Genomic DNA, 17,175 nt, shown 5'->3' with positions numbered 1-17,175 from the left:
AAGCGTACAAGTGTTAAGCACCAGTAGGCTTTGCAGAGTTTTGAAGAGAGAACACTAAATATAAGTCTGTCAGTAACTCAGGGCTAAAGCCACTGAGCTTGTAAGAGGAATCAAGCAAGCTGTATTGACCAGCCTAAGTCTTCACTGACTACGTTATTGGGGTCATAACACCGGAAAATGCGACGCTAGTTTTCCGCTCTGTTGTTTACAGTTAAACAGTCTTAAAGTCACTCTCGACAGTGCTGTAAGCGTGACAAGCCCCGATAACCTTGGCGAAGCGAACATTACCCCGAAAAGGAGATTGAGGCAACCATACCTCACCGGAGAGGCAACCATACCTCTCCAACCCCGCAAGGGGATTCAAGGCGGTTGAAACCGCCGAGTCGTTTCCCTCTCAGGGCTGAAGCCACTGAGTTTCCCATATACCGAATGTTTCTTATGAAAGTTGGCGATCGCGTTTGCATTAAAAACTCTGTTGTTGTCTACCACCACCCTGAAAATCGCAGTCAACCATTTGATATTAAGGGTATGGAAGGAGAAGTCGTGGCGATCGTTCACGAATGGCACGGCAGACCTGTCAGTGCCAATTGGCCGGTTCTAGTTCAGTTTGACAAAAAATTTCGAGCTCACTTCAAAGAGGATGAGGTCGAATTGATATCTTCGGAAGTCTAGCTGTCTCAAAAGTTGAAGCCGGAGCCCAAAGACAATATCAAATCCCGTCAGTCGATTTTAGATTTTAGATTTTAGATTTACTCCACAGATGAATCTGGAACCTTGAACTAGGATATAAAATTTTGGGCGGCTAACGACTCCTGTCGGAAAGCAATTATCCGTTTTTGGGCGAGGGTCATATAACTGTTGTAGAGTTTGTAGTGAGGAGTTCAGTTTTTTCTGTGGGTGTTAGTCGATCGGCGCGGCTAAAGTCCTTACTACAAACCATCTTTTTTATTTAACGCTTAATTTTTCGACCGTCCGCGGCTGAACCAACCTAAAATATTCCAATCTCCCTGCATTTTCTGCAATTCCTGCTGATGCTGCTTGGCTGTAGCGTAATACCACTGGCAGTGAAGTTCTAGTTCTTGACGGTACTTAATTTCGTCGTAAAACTCGCGGACAATTTGGTGTCTCTGAAAAATTTCGGCCGCGGGAGTCGGTTCTGGGGCAATGTTTTGCAACTCGTGGGGCAGCATGATTGTTTGGGGGCGACGGTGGCTAATATTTGCTGTAATGACTTTAAGCTAACACACTCAATCAATTTTGGATTTTAGATTTTAGATTTTAGATTTTAGATCGTATCCGTTTGATTGGGAATCTTATCTGATGAAGTTTTGTAGGGGCCGCTTCGCCCAGATATTTGATAAGTATAGACAAATTATACAGCATATTCCATGTATGTGCGGTACACACAATCTTGTAGTAAGCATCGGTGCGTCGCCACCAACAATCTGCAAGTTCCATTTAAAAGGTCGCAGCGACGCACCCTACATATTAAAATCACACAATATAAATTTAGCGGCTACTGTACTTCATCAACCTGGAATATGCTGTATAAACCCGCCCCGCCCCTATAATTGGGATGCAACCGGATTTGATATTAGCTTAAATTCTTCAATCTAAAATCCAAAATCCCAAATATAAAATTCTGTTAAAGCCATCCCCGCAGACGATAAACGATTAAGCCGATGTATTCTTTCAAGGCTTTAGTTGACTGGTTTAACTGATAGGTGTCCGGCAATAAATCCAAGGCGACTGATTGCCAATTGCTTTGGGATGCTGCGATATCCTGCTGCGTTATCTGAAAGTCTGTTGGTGCGGCAATTGCTTTTATTCCCTGACGCTGGAAAATTAACAGCGATCGAGTCATGTGCATCGCCGATGTCACTAGCAAAACCTGCCCTTTTATGCCTTTACCATCTAAAATTTTCCGCACGTTGACCGCATTTTGATAGGTGTTGTGTGAATCGGGGTCTTGCAGAATTGCTGATGCCGGTACACCCATTGTTTGGGCAATTTCTGCCATGTCTGCCGATTCGGGAGGCCCGCCACCTTTCCAATCTACTCTACCGCCGCTGAGAATTAGCAGGGAAGCTTTGCCTTGTTTGTAAAGTCGGGAACCATAGATTATGCGATCGCCCGCTTCCGCTAATTCTACCCAAGGACGGGGAGGTAAAGCTGCTTTGACACCGCCGCCCAAGACGATAATCGCTTCAGCTTGGGGGAGTTCGGCGGTTGGTAAGTTTTGCCATTCGAGCGATCGAACTAACGATTTTGAAACCCAACCGCTACTTCCGAGCAGTAAAATAATTAGAGCCGCAGCAATTGGCGCCGCCGCCCATTTCGGACGCTTCCAAAGTGTTATTAAAGCCGCCATCATTAACAGGCAACTCAACCCCAAAGGATAAATAAACAGTGGCAGGAGTTTCGATAGAAATACAAACATTCAATTGGGAATTTGGCATGGGGAAATTGTACGATCGTGTAGCCGAAGTATTGGGTATTGGGACGAAGGGCATTAGTGAATGTTAACTAATGACTAATGACTAATGACTGTTGACTGTTGACTGTTGACTGTTGACTGTTGACTAATGACTAATGACTAATGACTAATGACTAATGACTAATGACTAATGACTAATGACTAATGACTAAAGCTAGCGACGATCCTCTGGCCCGGACAACCAGTCTAACAATGTAGGAGCTTCACGCCTAGAGGTTTTGCTATATAGTTTGCTCTCCCTTTCCACTACTTCTTTATTGAGGATAGCATCCGAGGTTTTCTCCTTGGAACTTAAATTCGGGTTGAGTAGTAATTCGTTGTGCCACCAAGCGACAATTAAACCTGCTGCCACGCCACCAATGACACCAAGGCCAAGACTCAGGGGTAGCGTACATCCTACTAAGCGAAACCCAACGGTAAACAACACAAACCATATCAGCGCGGGGCTAAACCCCTTGGAGTCTCCGGTAAATTTTGGCATAAGCTGCAAGTTATGTTTGTAATAACAAAGAAAGATATTTACAATATTAGCAGACAATCAAATTGGCAAGGGCGATCGATCTGCAACTACTCCCCACAAATCAAGTTTAATTGTACCTCTAAGTCTTGCGCGGTATCTACAATGTTTACAGAAATTTGCTCTAATTCTGTACAAGGTTCAAAAGATGCTTCCTGCGAACTCAATAGTTCTGCTGTCGCGTCGGCAATATCGCCCCTGCGCTGTTGCAGTCGTTCTCGCAATACTTCAATTGGTGCGGTGCAGTAAATGATTTGCAGGGGTAAGCCGTGGGATTGAGCCTGATTAATCGCATCCGTTCTCCAGTTTTGGCGATCGAACTTTGCATCTAAAATCACATCCCAACCTCGCTCAGCCAAAATTATCCCCAACTCTAACAATCTACCATAAGTCTGTGCCGTCATTTCATCCGAGTACAAATCTTGCCCGCCACGTTCATTTAAAGGAATTCCGCCTAAATGTTTGCGAACCGCATCGGATCGAATGTGAATTGCCCCAGTGCGGCGAGCCAAATATCGAGCCGCTGTACTCTTGCCAGAACCAGACAAACCAGACATCAAAGTTAACTTTCCCCGGTGCGGTTTTGTGTATTGCCAAGCCAATTTATAGTAATGAGCCGCAGTCTGTGAAATCTCTGCTTTTTGGTCTGTTGAAATAGCGGAATCGTCCAACATTAACGAAGTTACTTTTGCTCTAACATAAGCTTGACGGCTCAAATACAAAGGCAACAGTTGCAGTCCTTCCCAATCCCCTGTTTGTTCGATGTAAGTATTGAGAAAAGCATTGCCTAAGTCTCTGCGCCCCCGCGATTCCAAATCCATTACTGTAAAAGCGACATCGTACATGACATCAACAAAGCGAAAAGGCTCGTTAAATTCAATGCAGTCGAACAGCAAGATTTTATCTGGCCAGAATGCTATATTCCGCAAGTGCAAATCTCCGTGGCACTCGCGAATTTTATTATTGCCAATCCGGCGATTAAATAATTCTTGATTTTTTTCAAAAAACGCATCTGTATAATCTTTAGTTTCCTGAAAATGTGCCTGAGTCTGCGGCCCGCCAATATATTTTTCCGAAATCCGGTAATTATTGTTTATTGCTGTACGAATCTGACTGACTTCGCCAAATGTGCGAATGTAGCTATTACTAATTGCCGTGCTGTGAAACTTGGCCACTTCCCGCCCTAAGTCTGCCATAATTTGCTCGGTCAACAGTCCGCGTTCCAACAAACTGAGCAACAGCGAATCTTGAGGAAATTCTCGCATTTTCAGCACGTATTCTACAGCAATTTTGGCGGAATTAATAGCAGGTAAGCTGCTGCCTAATTGAAACGAATTCCCAATTTTAACAATTGGCAAAACTTCTAGATAAATTTCCGGTGCAGTGCGTCGGTTCAGCAGCAATTCTTCGTTGCTGAAATGCTGCCGTTTCTCCAAAGTTGAATAGTCCAAAAAGCCAAAATTAACTGGTTTCTTGATTTTGTAAGTATAATCTCCTGTCAGCAAAACAAAGGAAGCGTGAGTCTGAATTAGCTGCACTGGTTCTGTCACCCCGTGCGGGTAAAACCCGGGCTGCAACATTTGCTGAATCAGAGGTGGGAGACAAGTCATAGCGATTTTAGATTTTGGATTTTAGATTTTAGATTGGGGATTTTGGATTGTGAATTTTAGATTTTAAGTTGGGGACTTTAGATTGGGAGTGGGGATGTTGACTTTAATCAGATTTATTATAGAGTTGATAGTTAGTGTAAAAAAAAGCAGCGATGACAGAAAATAATCAAGAATCTGGTTCGGTGGATGTGTTTGGCGTGGGAAATGCCCTTGTAGACATCCTAGCATTGGTGGAAGATGAATTTGTACTCGGCCACGGGCTGAATCGCGGCGGGATGACGCTGATGAATTCAGAAACGCAGGGGGGGATTTTGCACGATTTAGAGCACAATTCGCTGCAAATGCGATCGGGGGGTTCGGCGGCAAATACGATGATTGGTTTGGCTCAAAGCGGCGGTAAAGCGTATTATTCGGGGAAGGTTGCTAAGGATACTAACGGCGAATTTTATCGGCAAGATTTGCTGGCGGCGGGGATTGATTTTAACGTGCATCCTGCTGAGTCGTCGCAGGAGCCCACTGGTACTTGTGTTGTGCTGACTACGCCGGATGCGGAACGCACTATGTGTACTAATTTGGGGGTTTCTACTACTCTGGCTGCGACTGATATTGATGTCGATCGACTGGCTCACTGCAAGTACAGTTATGTTGAGGGCTATCTTTGGGATGCTCCCGATCCGAGAAAGGCTAGCATTGAGACGATGGAACAGTCTAAGCGTCTGGGTGTGAAGGTGGCTTTTACTTTTTCGGATGGCTTTTTAGTCGATCGATTTGCTGATGATTTTCACAAGGTGGTTTCGGAATATTGCGATGTAATTTTTTGCAATGCTGATGAAGTTCGGAGCTTTTTTAAGGAGGAATCTTTGGAAGAGTGCGCTCGGAAAATGAGCGAGATTTCGGATTTGGCTTTTATCACTAATGGGGATAAAGGCTGCATGGTGGTGGAGAACAAACAGATTGTTGATGTGGCTGGATTTCCGGTAAAGGCGATCGATACTGTGGGTGCTGGGGATGCTTTTGCGGGGGGTGTTTTGTTTGGAATTACTAACGGTTTAAGTTCTACACAAGCCGCTCGTTGGGGCAATTTCTTGGCTTCTAGGGTGGTGCAGATTCATGGGCCTCGGCTTGAGGGTTCTCAGGCTCATCTTTTGAGTGAGGTGATTTCTGCTTAGGAATTGAAAGGGGCGATCGCACTTTTTGTGTTAAGGGCGATCGCTCTTTTTTTAACCACAAATAGAGGTTGGCTGAGTGCGTGGATTGAGTGATTTTGAGATAATTTGTCTTCCACTTTTAGCCTGCTTTTTCTGCCAATCTGCAAACATAGCATCCAAGTCGTAATTGAATGACTTAGCGTGTTGTTCGCGAATTTGGTGAATTTTCTCCACGATCTCATCTTGCCACATAAATTCAACCTCCTAGTAGTTCGTAAGGCGTACAAATGATCGGTAATTGGTATCCCAAATCCAAACTAATTTCTGCAAGTTTTCTCTGAATTTGAGCGTTAGCGATATGCTTACAGTTCCATGTTAGCAGGTAATCTAAATCGTAAACGGTAGCTGCCGCAATATGAACCGCATCAGCAGCAGCTTTAGGCGGAAGATTGCTTCGTGTGAGAAATTGTCCTGCTAAGTCTCGTACAGCTTGATTGAGTTCCAGCAATGGAAAGTCGCGAAGTATCTCCAAACGTTGAGTCGCAATCTCTGAGTCACCTTCTGCTATTTCGTCCAAAACAACTTGTGAGATGTAGAGCCTGAAGTTGCTTCGCCGAAATTCCCACCAATCTCGTGTTACCTCAATGTTTGCAGCTATAATCAGGTTTTTGGTGGCTCTAGCGGTGAGGTAGCCCAAGATACTGGTTTCGATGTAGACTGTTTCACTCATACGTAATGGATGATCGCAAATTTCATGTTAACCATACCATGTTGTTTGTCTATTCCGATTTTAAGGGCGATTCCCTTCGGGATAGCTTCGCACGCGCGTACTTTTTGGATTAAGGGCGATCGCTCTTTTTGAACCCCAGATGAAAACTGACACGAAAAAGCCGATCGCTATTGCTTAAATAAAATTTAACGACAGTTTATTTCTCACCAGATTATGACTATCATTGAACAGATTTACGCGATCGTCAAAACCCTTCCCGAAAACCAAGCTAGCGAAATTCTCACTTTCGCTGAGTTTATTCGTGCCAAGTACCTGAATGAGAACCAATCCACCGACACAGTAGATTCTTTAACTCCTTGGACAGAATTGGTTTATTCCCTAGCTGGAACATGGGCAGAAGACTTTCCTACTCTGGAAGACATTCGTGCGGAGTCGGGGGAAGACATCTTGCGGGAGAGCTTTTAGATGTACATTTTGGATACGAATACATTAATTTACTATTTCAAAGGACAAGGAGAAGTTGCCCAAAACATTCTGCCATAGTAAAAACAGCTTTATGGTGGAAAGTAGCGATAAATATCTTTCCGGTGAAGCACCCTGGCAAAAGTAACAGTTTCGCCATCAAAATAAAAACCTATTCGATAGTCTCCAACCCGAAGCCGATACGCATTATCATCACCTTTCAATTTTTTTAAGTTAACAATTGTTTGTAAATCATTACTATTGGGAATTTCCGCAAAAGCAAAATCCTTGATTTGCTCAAACACAGGCGTACTTTTAAGAGCTTTTAAATCTTTCAAAAAACTGGGTAGATATTCGACTTTCATTCACTTTCCAGTTCTGCAAGTGCTTGCTCTAAATTTAACGGGTTTTCATTTTTTACTTCGCGCATAGCCTGGAGAAGTCCTTTATCTTCGATCGCTTCTAGGAAATACTGATAGTCGGTATAATCTAGAATAACTTGACTAATGTTGCCTTCGGCATCGAATATCAATTCTTTAGCCAGTGGATAGTCTTCTATTTTCATACACTTTTATGGTGAGATGAGTTATGAGGGAATGATGCTTCTATTTTAACAGCGATATCTCAGAACCCGATGAAGTGCGATCGGGTATGTTGGTTATTGGGTCTAATAAAATTTGTCCGGCTTCGTTGACGAGAACGCGATACTCTGTTGACTTGGGTTCGAGGTTTAAACTGATGCGTCCTTGTGAATCTGAGCTGATTAAGTTTTTCCGAATCCAAAACATATCTTTCAGCTATTATAAAGTTGGGTAAAACTCGGTTGGTTGAGTTTTACTTAATTATAACAAATTAGATGTTGTTTGTCTATTCGGATTTTAAGGGCGATCGCACTTTTTGTCGTAAGGGCGATTCCCTTCGGGATAGCTTCGCTTCACGCTCTTTTTTGAACCACAGACGAGCGCTGGTTTTTGTCAATTTTGCAGAATGTATTGACTGATAATATTTTTGAGTTCTTGAGGAGCTTCTTTGGCAATCGCCGCTCCTAAATCGGGACGCACAACCCACCACCAAACCAGTTGTTCTAAACGATCGGGAGGATTTTCATTAGGACACAATTCGATCGTACTTTCATTGACACCAATAATGTTAGCACAAAGGTCATTAGCAATGCTAACACGAGCGTCTAGATTTTCAAACTGTACGATGTCTTGCCAGCTAATTTCATTGGGAATAGAATTGAGGATTGATTGGATATCTAGAGTCAGCATTAAACTGTTCCTCCGAAAGCTATAATAACTCTAATGCCAAAGTCTTGTTGTTCTGCAAAAGATTGAGTGCTGAGCCACCCTCTCACGGTTAGAGTATTCGTACCTGTTAATTAAGGTTGGACGGAGTTGTAGAAATTGGTAATTTCCTGATGAATTGACCCAGTACCGTGTTCTAGCCGGACGAGATTGCCTGTATTGTGTATTGCTTCTGCCCCGAATCTCTGTAAATTTGATGTTGTTTGCCCAACTATATGATGCCACGCTAACCCCGCTCCTGCCACCCCGATCGTTCTTTTAAATTCACCCAAAGTTTGAAAGCCTTGTCCGGGTGTTATGGGTGAGATGACAGTCCTTGATTCTAGTTCTCTAGCTAGTCGTCTCGCTATTTCTCGTCGAGTTTCGTCGGTCATTTATGCGAGTTAGCTTTCACTGCTGTGATTTAATTTTACGATGGTTTATCACGCTTAAATCCCGATCGGCATATTCAGAAAAGTCACCCAAATCATGTACTTCACCTTTAGCTGCTTGCGCGAGGCCGCACTTAACGGCGGCTAATGCTTGGGGGTTTTGCCACAACCACTGTTCGCGATCGGGTATGTTGGTTATTGGGTCTAATAAAATTTGTCCGGCTTCGTTGACGAGAACGCGATACTCTGTTGACTTGGGTTCGAGGTTTAAACTGAGGTGTCCTTGTGGATCTGTGCTGATTAAGTTTTTCAGAATCCAAAACATATCTTTCAGCTATTATAAAGTTGGGTAAAACTCGGTTGGTTGAGTTTTACTCAATTATAACAAATTAGATGTTGTTTGTCTATTCTGATTTTAAGGGCGATTCCCTTCGGGATAGCTTCGCACGCGCGTACTTTTTGTGTTAAGGGCGATCGCTCTTTTTAGCAACCGCAGATGAACGGGAATGGATGGGGAAGGAAGAAAGGACGATCGCTATTATTAAAAATTCCAAGCGAGCGTGTAAAAATCTCTGTTTTGGCTATAATAGTATTATTTTTGAATCATACCTAATAAAAAATCATGACAACAACAGTAAGCGTAGAACACATTGAAAGAACACCGGGAGTACGAGGCGGGAAACCCCGGATTGCTGGGACGAGAATCGCCGTACAAGATGTGATGGTGATGCACCTAAAAATGGGTTATTCTCTTTTAGAAATTGCCACTAAGTACGATCTGCTGGTAGCAGCCGTTTATGACGCTATGGCTTATTATTACGATCATCGCCAAGCAATTGATAGAGAAATGGCAGAAGATGATGCTTTTGTGGATGAATTTATGCGTCAAAATCCAGGTAGGTTACAAACAAAAATCAAGGAATTAAAAGGTGAGTCTGCGAATTAGGTTTCATTTAGATGAGCATATCGATCGGGACATTGCTAGGGCGTTACGTCTCTATGGTATTGATGTGACGACAACGGTTGAAGCAGGATTAAGGACTAAGATAGATGAGCAGCAGTGGTTGTTTATTCAACAACAGCAGCGAGTGCTTGTCACTCAGGATCGAGATTTTCTAGTTATGGCTGGTATGAGCAAGGATCATCCTGGTGTGGCTTATTTTAAACAGGGGAGTCGTTCGATCGGACAAGTAATAGAAACTTTGATTTTGCTATATGAAATTTACACACCGGAAGATATGGTCGGAATGGTAGAGTATTTGTGAGGGCGAAGGGCGATCGCTCTTTTTTGAACCGAAGATGAAGGCGGATGGATGGGGAGGGATTAAGGGCGATCGCCGCCGCCCGTCGCCGACTTAGACCCCTGTAGAATGAGCCATAATAGACAAAGCCGCAACCCTTGTAGCCCGATCGATTAACCAGCAACCATTAGAGAGTTTGATTTATGCTAATTCAGAAAATCGTTCAAGAATTACAAGACATCCCCGAAGACAAACTCGCAGAAATCTATGATTTGATTCACTATTTTCGCCTCGGATTAGGACGGGAACAGCCACAGCCCCGCACCCCTGGTTTACTGACGGGAGAACTCGGTGATGCTTTTTTTGAACCCCTACCAGAAGAGGAACTGGAAAAATGGGAATAAGCTACCTTATCGACACCCATATCCTGCTGTGGTGGCTCTTTGATGACCCCAAACTCAATGCCCAATGCCGCGAGATCGTTCGCAACCCCGATTTTAATATCATTGTTAGCACTGTTTCCGCTTGGGAAATAGCCACCAAATATCGCATCGGTAAACTTCCCGAAGCCAAACAGATTGTGGAGGAATATTCGCAAATCCTCCACCGAGCCAAATTTATCGAACTAGCTATAACTTCAGCTCATGCCCTGCGCGCTGGCCGCCTGCCCATTGCCCACCGCGACCCCTTTAACCGGATGATTATGGCACAAGCTGAACTCGAAAATTTGCCGGTTATTACCTACGACACAGCCTTTCACACGGGGCTAATTCAAGTTATCCCCACCGTCGAATCAAGAGCATGAGTATGTGAAGGGCGATTCCCTACGGGATAGCTTCGCTTCACGCACTTTTTGGATTAAGGGCGATCGTACTTTTTAGCACCGCAGATGAACGGGGATGAACGGGGAGGGATAAAGGGCGATCGGCTCTTAAATTCACGGAGATGCTGGTGAAGCCGGAGATGCGGATTGTTCTTGGTTTAATTGCTCCTGTGTTACACAACACTCAGGAGAAACCTCAATGGAAAGATTTTCTCCACCCCGATTTATTTCAAGATTTATAGTAGAGAATAACAATGAATATCTAATTTTAGATTGAGCATCAGAAACATTGCTAACAGTTGTTCCATTTACACTACGAATAATATCCCCAGCTCGCAGGTCTGCTTTAGCTGCTGGTGAATCCTTATTAACTTCTTTGATTAGAACATCTGTTTTTTGGGAAGAGGAAGATTCCATTTTAATTCCTATAATCGGATAACCCTTAAAGTTAGCAAGTACGGGAGATTCAACTATCGAATTATCGGAATTTACTGAAATATTACGAAAGGTAGGGGGTTTATTTGCTTCTACAACACGAATCAAAATGTTATCAGTTACATAAGTATCGTTAGGTTTATTAGTATCCACATCAGTAGGATTTTCACCCACTATCACTAGCCCTTTAGATGATTGCCTAAGTCTCATTGTTTGCCAAATCTTGTAACTGCCACCTTGAGGATTATTAGGCGCATTAACTACCATAATTCCTGAATCCCCACTCATGGATAGAACAGCCTGATGCTGATTCACGCCAGCAGCAAACTCTAACTCCCAAACCCCATTTGTGCTAGGATATGTTCCTGATGAAGCTGGAGTGAGTTCTCCAAAAATGCTACTTACTGTAGAAGTTTCAGGAGTTGGCGTAACTTCAGGAGTTGAGGTAGGTGGTGGAGAATCTGTAGGTTTCACAGATTCTTGTACACTTCCAGTCGAGGTATCTGCAGACGTAGGTGCGCTGTTTTGGGGTTCAGGAACCAGTAAAAAAATTCCTTTAGATACTAAAACTGCAATTGCCATTACAACTATGGGTTTCCATGAAATTGAGCTGGACTGACCCCGACCATTCACAACGTAACATCTAGCTATAATGTCGTGAAGAGCTTGTTTTTCTTGTGTGTATGCAGCCATTGAGTAGCCAATAATAGCAACTAATAGCCCTATGATAAACAGGGCTAAAATTAAATATCCATAAAGAGATGTATCTTGGGCTGTACTGGGGATCATAGCCGCTACAAAAAAAGCCCCTATCCAAAATAAAAAACCAATTGACTTAGCGAAGTATCTGCCTGTGGCTTTGCCAAAGGAAATCTTATTTCCCTGAATATTGGTAACGATAATACCTACAACCCTTTTCCCAAAAGTTCCCTGCATTGAACAACTTTCGAGTACAGCATAGTACACCCAAGATATTATCGTTATCAATATCAAATACATACCTAGCTTGATATCTGGAGTTGTTAATTCTGCTGGCGATCGACCAACAATTATGAAGCCGACAATATTAAGAATAATCCCATCTATTAAGGACGCCACAAATCTTTTATCAATTCCTGCGTAGCCTGTTGTTCTAGTCATTTTATTGTTTCCTAACCACTAAACAGCCAGATATTCGATCGTGAAGAGTTCTTCTTTTGTGAGTAAATCCACCCATCAAAAAACCAATAAATACAAGCAGGTAAGACAGCAGTTTACTGCTATGCCTTTTTATTGCTTGTTCAAAAGTAATCTTATTTCCACTTAAATCTGTAACAATAATTTCCACTGCCATTTTGCCAAGGGTTGCTTGCATGGGAGAACTTTCCATGACTGGACAGTACAGAAAACCAAGTACGGCATACCAGAAAATCAAACCCCATAAAGTAGCAGTGCCACCAAACATTACTGCATTAATAGGAAGACTGCCCAAAGCCAAAATAGATATGTCAATTAAATAGGCTACCAGTCTGCGTCCAAAGTCGGCTGGTTGTAATAGGGGTGGCGGTGGCTGTTGGTATGGTGTTTGTTGATAAGGTGACTGTTGATATGATGGTTGTTGATATGGTGGTTGTTGTTGGTATGAAGGTGGTTGTTGGTATGGTGGTTGTGAGACAGGTATGGTTTGTAGTATATTATGAACAGCTTGCAGTGCTTCCGAAGCAGATTGATAACGTTGTTGATGCCGAAAACGTACCATTGTTTCTAATACATTAGCCAAATTATTGCTAACTTGTACTCTGTTTCGCCAGATAACTTCCGAAGTATTAATATCTGTAGCAAGTTGCAGTGGAGATACACCTGTGAGAGCTTCAATCGCAATCATTCCTACTGCGTAAATGTCGCTGCAAAATAAAGGTTGCCCACTTAACTGTTCCACAGGCATATAACCGGGCGTACCAACTACAGAATTTTGAACTACGTTTCCTTGGGTGTTAAATACTTTGCTAGTAACTTCTTTTACTGCTCCAAAGTCGATGAGTACAATCTTTTTATCAGACTGTCTGGCGATCAAGTTTTCAGGCTTAATATCACGGTGAATTACTTTTTTTTGATGCACAAACTCTAAAACTTCTAAAATGTCTCTCAACAAGTAAGTGACCGCGTGTTCACTCCATTGAATACCCGTATAGATGCTTTTACGAAGATCGTTGCCCTTTACAAATTCTTGGACTAGAAAAAATTCTTGATTTTCTAGGAAGTAAGCTAAAAGCCTGGGAATTTGGTCGTGTTGTCCTAATGTTTTCAGTATTCTAGCTTCTTGTTCAAATTTTTGCTGTGCCCACTGCAACACAGACTGCTTCTGGGGCTTGAGCCTCTTAACAACGCAGACTTCATTAAAATTGTTGGTATCCTCAGCTAAATATGTTTCGCCAAAACCACCCTCTTTTAGTTCGTTTGTGATGTGATAGCGTCCACTCTGAAGTTTTGTTCCAACTAGATTTTTTCCAAACATAAAAGTTTTAGGACTTTTGCTAGGAAGTGCTTGCACAAGCCCCTAGTGCTAGCTTTGACGGGAGCTTGGAGGTTTTTGAATTTGATTCTTACCGAAATCCAGACTCATCTTTTAAGGGTAATTCAAAATCCCCACTCTGCGCCAACTCAATGGCTCAGCATTTGGCTCAATGCCCAAGGCTCATTTGGCTCATTTGGCTCATCTTTCGGCTCTCCGATGTGAGCTATAATCGAATTGGGGTAAAGTTATGGTATAGGAGTAGCAATGGCAGGCTTGCTCAGAGCATCCGAAGAAGGGCTAAAAATCATTGACATGGTAAGACGCAATCTCGGATGGAATAAAGCAGATGAGCTCTGGTGTCAGGCTGCTCTCACTTCAAAAGCAACTTTAAAGCGATTTTGGACGCAGCAACCAATTAGACGAGAGACTTTTATACACATTTGCAAAGCTGTAGGTGTGAAAAACTGGCAAGACATTGTTGCGCGAGAAATTCAGGAACCAGAATTATTATCAGCCCCGATCGCAGATATCCCCCTAGACAACCAAAACGATCGCACTTTCCCCCTCCCAGAAAACTTACCCCCCGTCCGAAATTGGGTACAGCGCACCAAAGAAATCGACACCTTAAAAACCCTAATTGTTGAACCCCATCTTGTAGGGGCGGTGCCCCCGTGCCCGCCCTGGGGGGTTCCCATCGCCATCTCAATTGTCGGCTTACCGGGCATCGGAAAAACCACCCTCATCAGCCAACTAATTCGCCAACTCCACACCGAAAAAACCCCCTTCGCCTGCGCCGCTTGGCAATCCTTGCAATCGGCAACAGGCAAAGCACCCGCCTTCGATCGCACAATTGACTCCCTGCTATTCACCCTATCCAACGGCGACATTACCGCAGCCGTCAATCCTCAAAATGACTATTTCAAAAAAACCGAAAATCTGCTCAAAATCCTCAGAGAAAAACCTTGCTTACTCGTTTTCGATCGCGCCGACACACTTTTGAAAGCAGGAGAGGCAAAAGCGGCTGGTTATTTCGCAGACGATGGTGCAGAATATGCTTGGTTATTCAAACAACTATTAGAAACAGAACATCAAAGCAAAATCATTTTCACCAGTCGCGAAAGCTTAGCTGAATTGCCGTCAACAGTCACCCGCGAAATCCAGCTAAACGGATTGGATCGAGATGCCGCAGTTGCCCTATTGCAATCTTTTAATCTGACTGCGAATGCAGAGGAATTAGCCGAAATGTGCGATCGCTATTCAGGACATCCCAAAGCCTTACAACTCGTCGCAGCCTTGATTCGAGATGATACCGAGTTTCAGGGAAATGTCGGGATTTTTCTGCACCAGAGAGACTGGTTGCTGATTCGAGATATTGAAAGAGCGATCGATGAAATGATAGCGCGTCTGGGCGACGGCGAGCAAACTTGTCTCAGCCGAATTTCTGTCTATCAAACCTCAGAATATCCGCTATCTTTTGCAGGGATTAGCGCTCAAATGCCAGAAGTTAGCAAGTATGAACTTAAAGAAAATATTATTCAGGCACTCAAACGCCGACAATTGCTATATTACGATCGCCACCTCAAATCCTATCACTTGCATCCGCTACTCCGAGAAAAGGGCGAGTACCTGCTAAGTCAAAATCCTGAAAATCTCCGTACCGCCCACAGCCAAGCCTATAATTATTATATCAGCATTCCCCTCAAACCAAAATCGGAATGGCAAGATATCGAGGATATTAAGCCCCTAATCAGAGCGCACTATCATGCTTCTCAAGCACAAGATTTAGATGCAGCAAATGCGATTATTTCTGAAGTATATGAGTATTTGCGGCAGTGGAATTGTGCAGAGTTAGTATGTGCAAATCTACCGTTGCCATTGTTAACGGAAGTAAAAAACATAACTCTGTAGGGGCTGGTTCACCGACAATAATTGCCAAAAACCCACAATCTTATAAACCCGCCCCCGCGCCACCATCAATCCCAATCTACCTCTTTTAAGATAACTATAAAAACCTGGAGGGCGGGTTTATTTAACCTGTCTGCACCGTTAAATCTGTTGGTGAACCCGCCCCTACAGGATGTATGAAAATGGCGCAGAAGGTGAGATTAAACTGATATATTGCACCATTTTCAATAACTCTGTAGGGGCGGGTTCACCGACAATAATTGCCCAAAACCCACAATTTCATAAACCCGCCCCCACACCACCATCAATCCCAATCTACCTCTTTCAAAATAACTATAAAAACCTGGAGAGGGCGGGTTTATTTAACCTGTCTGCACCGTTAAATCTGTTGGTGAACCCGCCCCTACAGGAGCCATGACAATGGCGCAGAATGTGAGATTAAACTGATATCTTTCACTATTATTAATAACTTTGTAGGGGCGGGTTCACCGACAATAATTGCCCAAAACCCACAATCTCGTAAACCCGCCCCCGCGCCACCATCAATCCCAATCTACCTCTTTTAAGATACTTCAACCACTAGAATAAATCCCTCTTTCTTGCAGTTGCTGCATAAAAAAATCTTCCAAACTAGGCTTAGCCAAATTCATCCCAATTAGCTGCCCTCCCGTACCGCTCAGACTAGAAATAAACTCCTTCGGAGTGCCCTGCAAATGGCCGTACCACAAATCATCATCAACTTCCATATCCGGTATCCATTTTTTCAGGATATTCAAGTGTCCGCCCCTACCTTCAACCCGGTAAGTTTCAGTATTGCCGAGGAGTTCGTCGATCGCACCAATGCAAATTAACTCACCCTTCGCCAAAATTGCCACTCGATCGCAAATCTTCTCCACATCAGACAATATATGCGAATTAAAAAAAATCGTTTTTCCTTGATTTTTCAGCGATAAAATTATCTCCCGCATCTGATAGCGCCCCATCGGATCTAAACCCGACATCGGCTCATCTAAAAATACCACATCGGGATTGTTAATCAAAGCTTGAGCCATGCCGATCCGTTGCAGCATTCCCTTAGAATACTGGCGCAACTGTTTTTTAATTGCCGCCGATTGAGATAGCCCAACTAAATCTAGCAAATTCGGAATTCGCTGCCGCTGAATCGAGGGGGGAATTTGAAATAACCCCGCCGCAAATTGCAAGAATTCCCAGCCCGTGAGATAATCGTAAAAATAGGGATTTTCTGGCAAATAGCCGACTCGCTGCTTCACAGTGCGATCGCCCAAAGGCTTCCCCAACAGCAGCGCCCGGCCAGAAGTGGGGCGCACTATACCCAGCAAAGTTTTCAGCAGCGTAGTTTTCCCCGCTCCATTTTGCCCTAATAACCCAAAAGTTTCCCCCTCAGAGACAGTCAGAGTGCAATTTTTGAGCGATTCAATTTTTTCATTCATCCAGAAGCCGGTACGGTAGAACTTCCCCAGATTAAATGTTTCCACCACTGGGGTAGCTCTGGGCATCTCTATGGGATTTGGCGCATCTACAAGAGGTTCCATTTTTGTCACAGAAATAACTAGCACCTGATTATATTCTATTGCACAAGTTAAGTAATAATTGCTATTTTTAATGTTAAACTAA

23 protein-coding genes are annotated in these 17,175 nt (G+C 43.4%); 8 read left to right on the top strand and 15 right to left on the bottom strand.

Annotated features, from left to right (window positions below; translation table 11 throughout):
- Positions 1 to 438: 438 nt before the first annotated feature.
- Positions 439 to 672 carry a ferredoxin-thioredoxin reductase variable chain gene (locus QT990_RS00935; protein WP_333057518.1) on the top strand — a complete coding sequence of 78 codons (234 nt, stop codon included), beginning with the start codon at positions 439 to 441 and terminating at the stop codon, positions 670 to 672.
- Between the two features lie 284 nt (positions 673 to 956).
- On the opposite strand, the gene QT990_RS00930 is transcribed toward QT990_RS00935, so the two are convergent.
- The 4 genes from QT990_RS00930 to QT990_RS00915 form a co-directional block, all read right to left on the bottom strand.
- On the bottom strand, positions 957 to 1,190 hold the full coding sequence (locus QT990_RS00930; protein WP_242722513.1) for a hypothetical protein: 234 nt from the start codon (positions 1,188 to 1,190) through the stop codon (positions 957 to 959).
- A 455-nt stretch (positions 1,191 to 1,645) separates the two neighbouring features.
- Complete coding sequence (locus QT990_RS00925; protein ID WP_333305864.1) at positions 1,646 to 2,440, bottom strand: YdcF family protein; 795 nt, start codon at positions 2,438 to 2,440, stop codon at positions 1,646 to 1,648.
- Positions 2,441 to 2,651: 211 nt separating this feature from the next.
- Entirely contained in the window at positions 2,652 to 2,978 is a 327-nt protein-coding gene (locus tag QT990_RS00920; RefSeq protein ID WP_333305861.1) for a hypothetical protein, read from the bottom strand.
- A gap of 86 nt (positions 2,979 to 3,064) precedes the next feature.
- Positions 3,065 to 4,624, bottom strand: coding sequence for an AAA family ATPase (locus tag QT990_RS00915; RefSeq protein ID WP_333464806.1), 1,560 nt, complete (start codon positions 4,622 to 4,624; stop codon positions 3,065 to 3,067).
- A gap of 152 nt (positions 4,625 to 4,776) precedes the next feature.
- On the opposite strand from QT990_RS00915, the gene QT990_RS00910 reads away from it, so the two are divergent.
- Entirely contained in the window at positions 4,777 to 5,793 is a 1,017-nt protein-coding gene (locus QT990_RS00910; RefSeq protein WP_333464805.1) for an adenosine kinase, read from the top strand.
- A gap of 51 nt (positions 5,794 to 5,844) precedes the next feature.
- On the opposite strand, the gene QT990_RS00905 is transcribed toward QT990_RS00910, so the two are convergent.
- Both QT990_RS00905 and QT990_RS00900 read right to left on the bottom strand, forming a co-directional pair.
- Complete coding sequence (locus QT990_RS00905; protein WP_333108531.1) at positions 5,845 to 6,024, bottom strand: hypothetical protein; 180 nt, start codon at positions 6,022 to 6,024, stop codon at positions 5,845 to 5,847.
- A gap of 4 nt (positions 6,025 to 6,028) precedes the next feature.
- The gene (locus QT990_RS00900) at positions 6,029 to 6,502 is read right to left on the bottom strand and encodes a type II toxin-antitoxin system VapC family toxin (RefSeq protein ID WP_333439232.1); all 474 of its coding nucleotides are present in this window, start codon (positions 6,500 to 6,502) and stop codon (positions 6,029 to 6,031) included.
- Between the two features lie 213 nt (positions 6,503 to 6,715).
- On the opposite strand from QT990_RS00900, the gene QT990_RS00895 reads away from it, so the two are divergent.
- Positions 6,716 to 6,967: a DUF2281 domain-containing protein gene (locus tag QT990_RS00895; protein WP_333464804.1), complete on the top strand. Its 252-nt coding sequence runs from the start codon at positions 6,716 to 6,718 to the stop codon at positions 6,965 to 6,967.
- 89 nt (positions 6,968 to 7,056) lie between these two features.
- On the opposite strand, the gene QT990_RS00890 is transcribed toward QT990_RS00895, so the two are convergent.
- The 6 genes from QT990_RS00890 to QT990_RS00865 form a co-directional block, all read right to left on the bottom strand.
- Entirely contained in the window at positions 7,057 to 7,329 is a 273-nt protein-coding gene (locus QT990_RS00890; RefSeq protein WP_106150286.1) for a type II toxin-antitoxin system RelE family toxin, read from the bottom strand.
- A complete protein-coding gene (locus QT990_RS00885) occupies positions 7,326 to 7,529 on the bottom strand; it encodes a hypothetical protein (RefSeq protein WP_333305849.1) in 204 nt (67 codons plus the stop codon). Before QT990_RS00885 ends, QT990_RS00890 begins: the two co-directional genes overlap by 4 nt.
- Before the next feature lie 40 nt (positions 7,530 to 7,569).
- Complete coding sequence (locus tag QT990_RS00880) at positions 7,570 to 7,752, bottom strand: hypothetical protein (protein WP_333305847.1); 183 nt, start codon at positions 7,750 to 7,752, stop codon at positions 7,570 to 7,572.
- A 186-nt stretch (positions 7,753 to 7,938) separates the two neighbouring features.
- Positions 7,939 to 8,235, bottom strand: a complete 297-nt coding sequence (locus tag QT990_RS00875) for a hypothetical protein (RefSeq protein ID WP_333138225.1) — start codon at positions 8,233 to 8,235, stop codon at positions 7,939 to 7,941.
- A gap of 110 nt (positions 8,236 to 8,345) precedes the next feature.
- Positions 8,346 to 8,645 carry a hypothetical protein gene (locus QT990_RS00870; RefSeq protein WP_333138227.1) on the bottom strand — a complete coding sequence of 100 codons (300 nt, stop codon included), beginning with the start codon at positions 8,643 to 8,645 and terminating at the stop codon, positions 8,346 to 8,348.
- 16 nt (positions 8,646 to 8,661) lie between these two features.
- Positions 8,662 to 8,967, bottom strand: coding sequence for a hypothetical protein (locus tag QT990_RS00865; protein ID WP_333138229.1), 306 nt, complete (start codon positions 8,965 to 8,967; stop codon positions 8,662 to 8,664).
- Positions 8,968 to 9,264: 297 nt separating this feature from the next.
- On the opposite strand from QT990_RS00865, the gene QT990_RS00860 reads away from it, so the two are divergent.
- The 4 genes from QT990_RS00860 to QT990_RS00845 all read left to right on the top strand — a co-directional run bounded on the left by QT990_RS00860 (position 9,265) and on the right by QT990_RS00845 (position 10,688).
- A complete protein-coding gene (locus QT990_RS00860) occupies positions 9,265 to 9,588 on the top strand; it encodes a DUF433 domain-containing protein (protein ID WP_333338968.1) in 324 nt (107 codons plus the stop codon).
- Entirely contained in the window at positions 9,572 to 9,907 is a 336-nt protein-coding gene (locus QT990_RS00855) for a DUF5615 family PIN-like protein (protein WP_333464803.1), read from the top strand. Before QT990_RS00860 ends, QT990_RS00855 begins: the two co-directional genes overlap by 17 nt.
- 179 nt (positions 9,908 to 10,086) lie before the next feature.
- Positions 10,087 to 10,287 (top strand): hypothetical protein, encoded by a 201-nt coding sequence (locus tag QT990_RS00850; protein ID WP_333138235.1) that lies wholly within the window; start codon positions 10,087 to 10,089, stop codon positions 10,285 to 10,287.
- Positions 10,278 to 10,688 (top strand): type II toxin-antitoxin system VapC family toxin, encoded by a 411-nt coding sequence (locus tag QT990_RS00845; RefSeq protein WP_333464802.1) that lies wholly within the window; start codon positions 10,278 to 10,280, stop codon positions 10,686 to 10,688. The genes QT990_RS00850 and QT990_RS00845 overlap by 10 nt, the downstream gene beginning before the upstream one ends.
- Before the next feature lie 132 nt (positions 10,689 to 10,820).
- On the opposite strand, the gene QT990_RS00840 is transcribed toward QT990_RS00845, so the two are convergent.
- Together QT990_RS00840 and QT990_RS00835 are read right to left on the bottom strand one after the other, a co-directional pair.
- The gene (locus tag QT990_RS00840) at positions 10,821 to 12,281 is read right to left on the bottom strand and encodes an RDD family protein (protein WP_333464801.1); all 1,461 of its coding nucleotides are present in this window, start codon (positions 12,279 to 12,281) and stop codon (positions 10,821 to 10,823) included.
- 1 nt (position 12,282) lies between these two features.
- A complete protein-coding gene (locus tag QT990_RS00835) occupies positions 12,283 to 13,671 on the bottom strand; it encodes a protein kinase domain-containing protein (RefSeq protein WP_333464800.1) in 1,389 nt (462 codons plus the stop codon).
- 228 nt (positions 13,672 to 13,899) lie between these two features.
- Between QT990_RS00835 and QT990_RS00830 the strand changes: the two genes are divergently transcribed.
- Complete coding sequence (locus tag QT990_RS00830; protein WP_333464799.1) at positions 13,900 to 15,543, top strand: NB-ARC domain-containing protein; 1,644 nt, start codon at positions 13,900 to 13,902, stop codon at positions 15,541 to 15,543.
- A 569-nt stretch (positions 15,544 to 16,112) separates the two neighbouring features.
- Here QT990_RS00830 and QT990_RS00825 read toward each other — a convergent pair.
- Positions 16,113 to 17,093 carry an ABC transporter ATP-binding protein gene (locus QT990_RS00825; RefSeq protein WP_333138247.1) on the bottom strand — a complete coding sequence of 327 codons (981 nt, stop codon included), beginning with the start codon at positions 17,091 to 17,093 and terminating at the stop codon, positions 16,113 to 16,115.
- Positions 17,094 to 17,175 lie beyond the last annotated feature (82 nt).

The organism is Microcoleus sp. T3_B1 (assembly GCF_036700445.1).
In the GTDB taxonomy this organism is placed as follows: domain Bacteria; phylum Cyanobacteriota; class Cyanobacteriia; order Cyanobacteriales; family Microcoleaceae; genus Microcoleus.
The sequence above is the reverse complement of the archived record's forward strand: the minus strand, read 5'-3'. Positions and strand labels throughout refer to the sequence as shown.

Bases quoted from the DNA above. Each gene is read 5' to 3' on its own strand.
- QT990_RS00935 (WP_333057518.1), top strand. From the start codon at position 439: ATGAAAGTTGGCGATCGCGTTTGCATTAAAAACTCTGTTGTTGTCTAC.
- QT990_RS00930 (WP_242722513.1), bottom strand. From the start codon at position 1,190: ATGCTGCCCCACGAGTTGCAAAACATTGCCCCAGAACCGACTCCCGCG.
- QT990_RS00875 (WP_333138225.1), bottom strand. From the start codon at position 8,235: ATGCTGACTCTAGATATCCAATCAATCCTCAATTCTATTCCCAATGAA.
- QT990_RS00915 (WP_333464806.1), bottom strand. From the start codon at position 4,624: ATGACTTGTCTCCCACCTCTGATTCAGCAAATGTTGCAGCCCGGGTTT.
- QT990_RS00845 (WP_333464802.1), top strand. From the start codon at position 10,278: ATGGGAATAAGCTACCTTATCGACACCCATATCCTGCTGTGGTGGCTC.
- QT990_RS00850 (WP_333138235.1), top strand. From the start codon at position 10,087: ATGCTAATTCAGAAAATCGTTCAAGAATTACAAGACATCCCCGAAGAC.
- QT990_RS00890 (WP_106150286.1), bottom strand. From the start codon at position 7,329: ATGAAAGTCGAATATCTACCCAGTTTTTTGAAAGATTTAAAAGCTCTT.
- QT990_RS00925 (WP_333305864.1), bottom strand. From the start codon at position 2,440: ATGTTTGTATTTCTATCGAAACTCCTGCCACTGTTTATTTATCCTTTG.
- QT990_RS00900 (WP_333439232.1), bottom strand. From the start codon at position 6,502: ATGAGTGAAACAGTCTACATCGAAACCAGTATCTTGGGCTACCTCACC.
- QT990_RS00920 (WP_333305861.1), bottom strand. From the start codon at position 2,978: ATGCCAAAATTTACCGGAGACTCCAAGGGGTTTAGCCCCGCGCTGATA.
- QT990_RS00880 (WP_333305847.1), bottom strand. From the start codon at position 7,752: ATGTTTTGGATTCGGAAAAACTTAATCAGCTCAGATTCACAAGGACGC.
- QT990_RS00865 (WP_333138229.1), bottom strand. From the start codon at position 8,967: ATGTTTTGGATTCTGAAAAACTTAATCAGCACAGATCCACAAGGACAC.
- QT990_RS00910 (WP_333464805.1), top strand. From the start codon at position 4,777: ATGACAGAAAATAATCAAGAATCTGGTTCGGTGGATGTGTTTGGCGTG.
- QT990_RS00870 (WP_333138227.1), bottom strand. From the start codon at position 8,645: ATGACCGACGAAACTCGACGAGAAATAGCGAGACGACTAGCTAGAGAA.
- QT990_RS00905 (WP_333108531.1), bottom strand. From the start codon at position 6,024: ATGTGGCAAGATGAGATCGTGGAGAAAATTCACCAAATTCGCGAACAA.
- QT990_RS00830 (WP_333464799.1), top strand. From the start codon at position 13,900: ATGGCAGGCTTGCTCAGAGCATCCGAAGAAGGGCTAAAAATCATTGAC.
- QT990_RS00860 (WP_333338968.1), top strand. From the start codon at position 9,265: ATGACAACAACAGTAAGCGTAGAACACATTGAAAGAACACCGGGAGTA.
- QT990_RS00895 (WP_333464804.1), top strand. From the start codon at position 6,716: ATGACTATCATTGAACAGATTTACGCGATCGTCAAAACCCTTCCCGAA.
- QT990_RS00825 (WP_333138247.1), bottom strand. From the start codon at position 17,093: ATGGAACCTCTTGTAGATGCGCCAAATCCCATAGAGATGCCCAGAGCT.
- QT990_RS00840 (WP_333464801.1), bottom strand. From the start codon at position 12,281: ATGACTAGAACAACAGGCTACGCAGGAATTGATAAAAGATTTGTGGCG.
- QT990_RS00885 (WP_333305849.1), bottom strand. From the start codon at position 7,529: ATGAAAATAGAAGACTATCCACTGGCTAAAGAATTGATATTCGATGCC.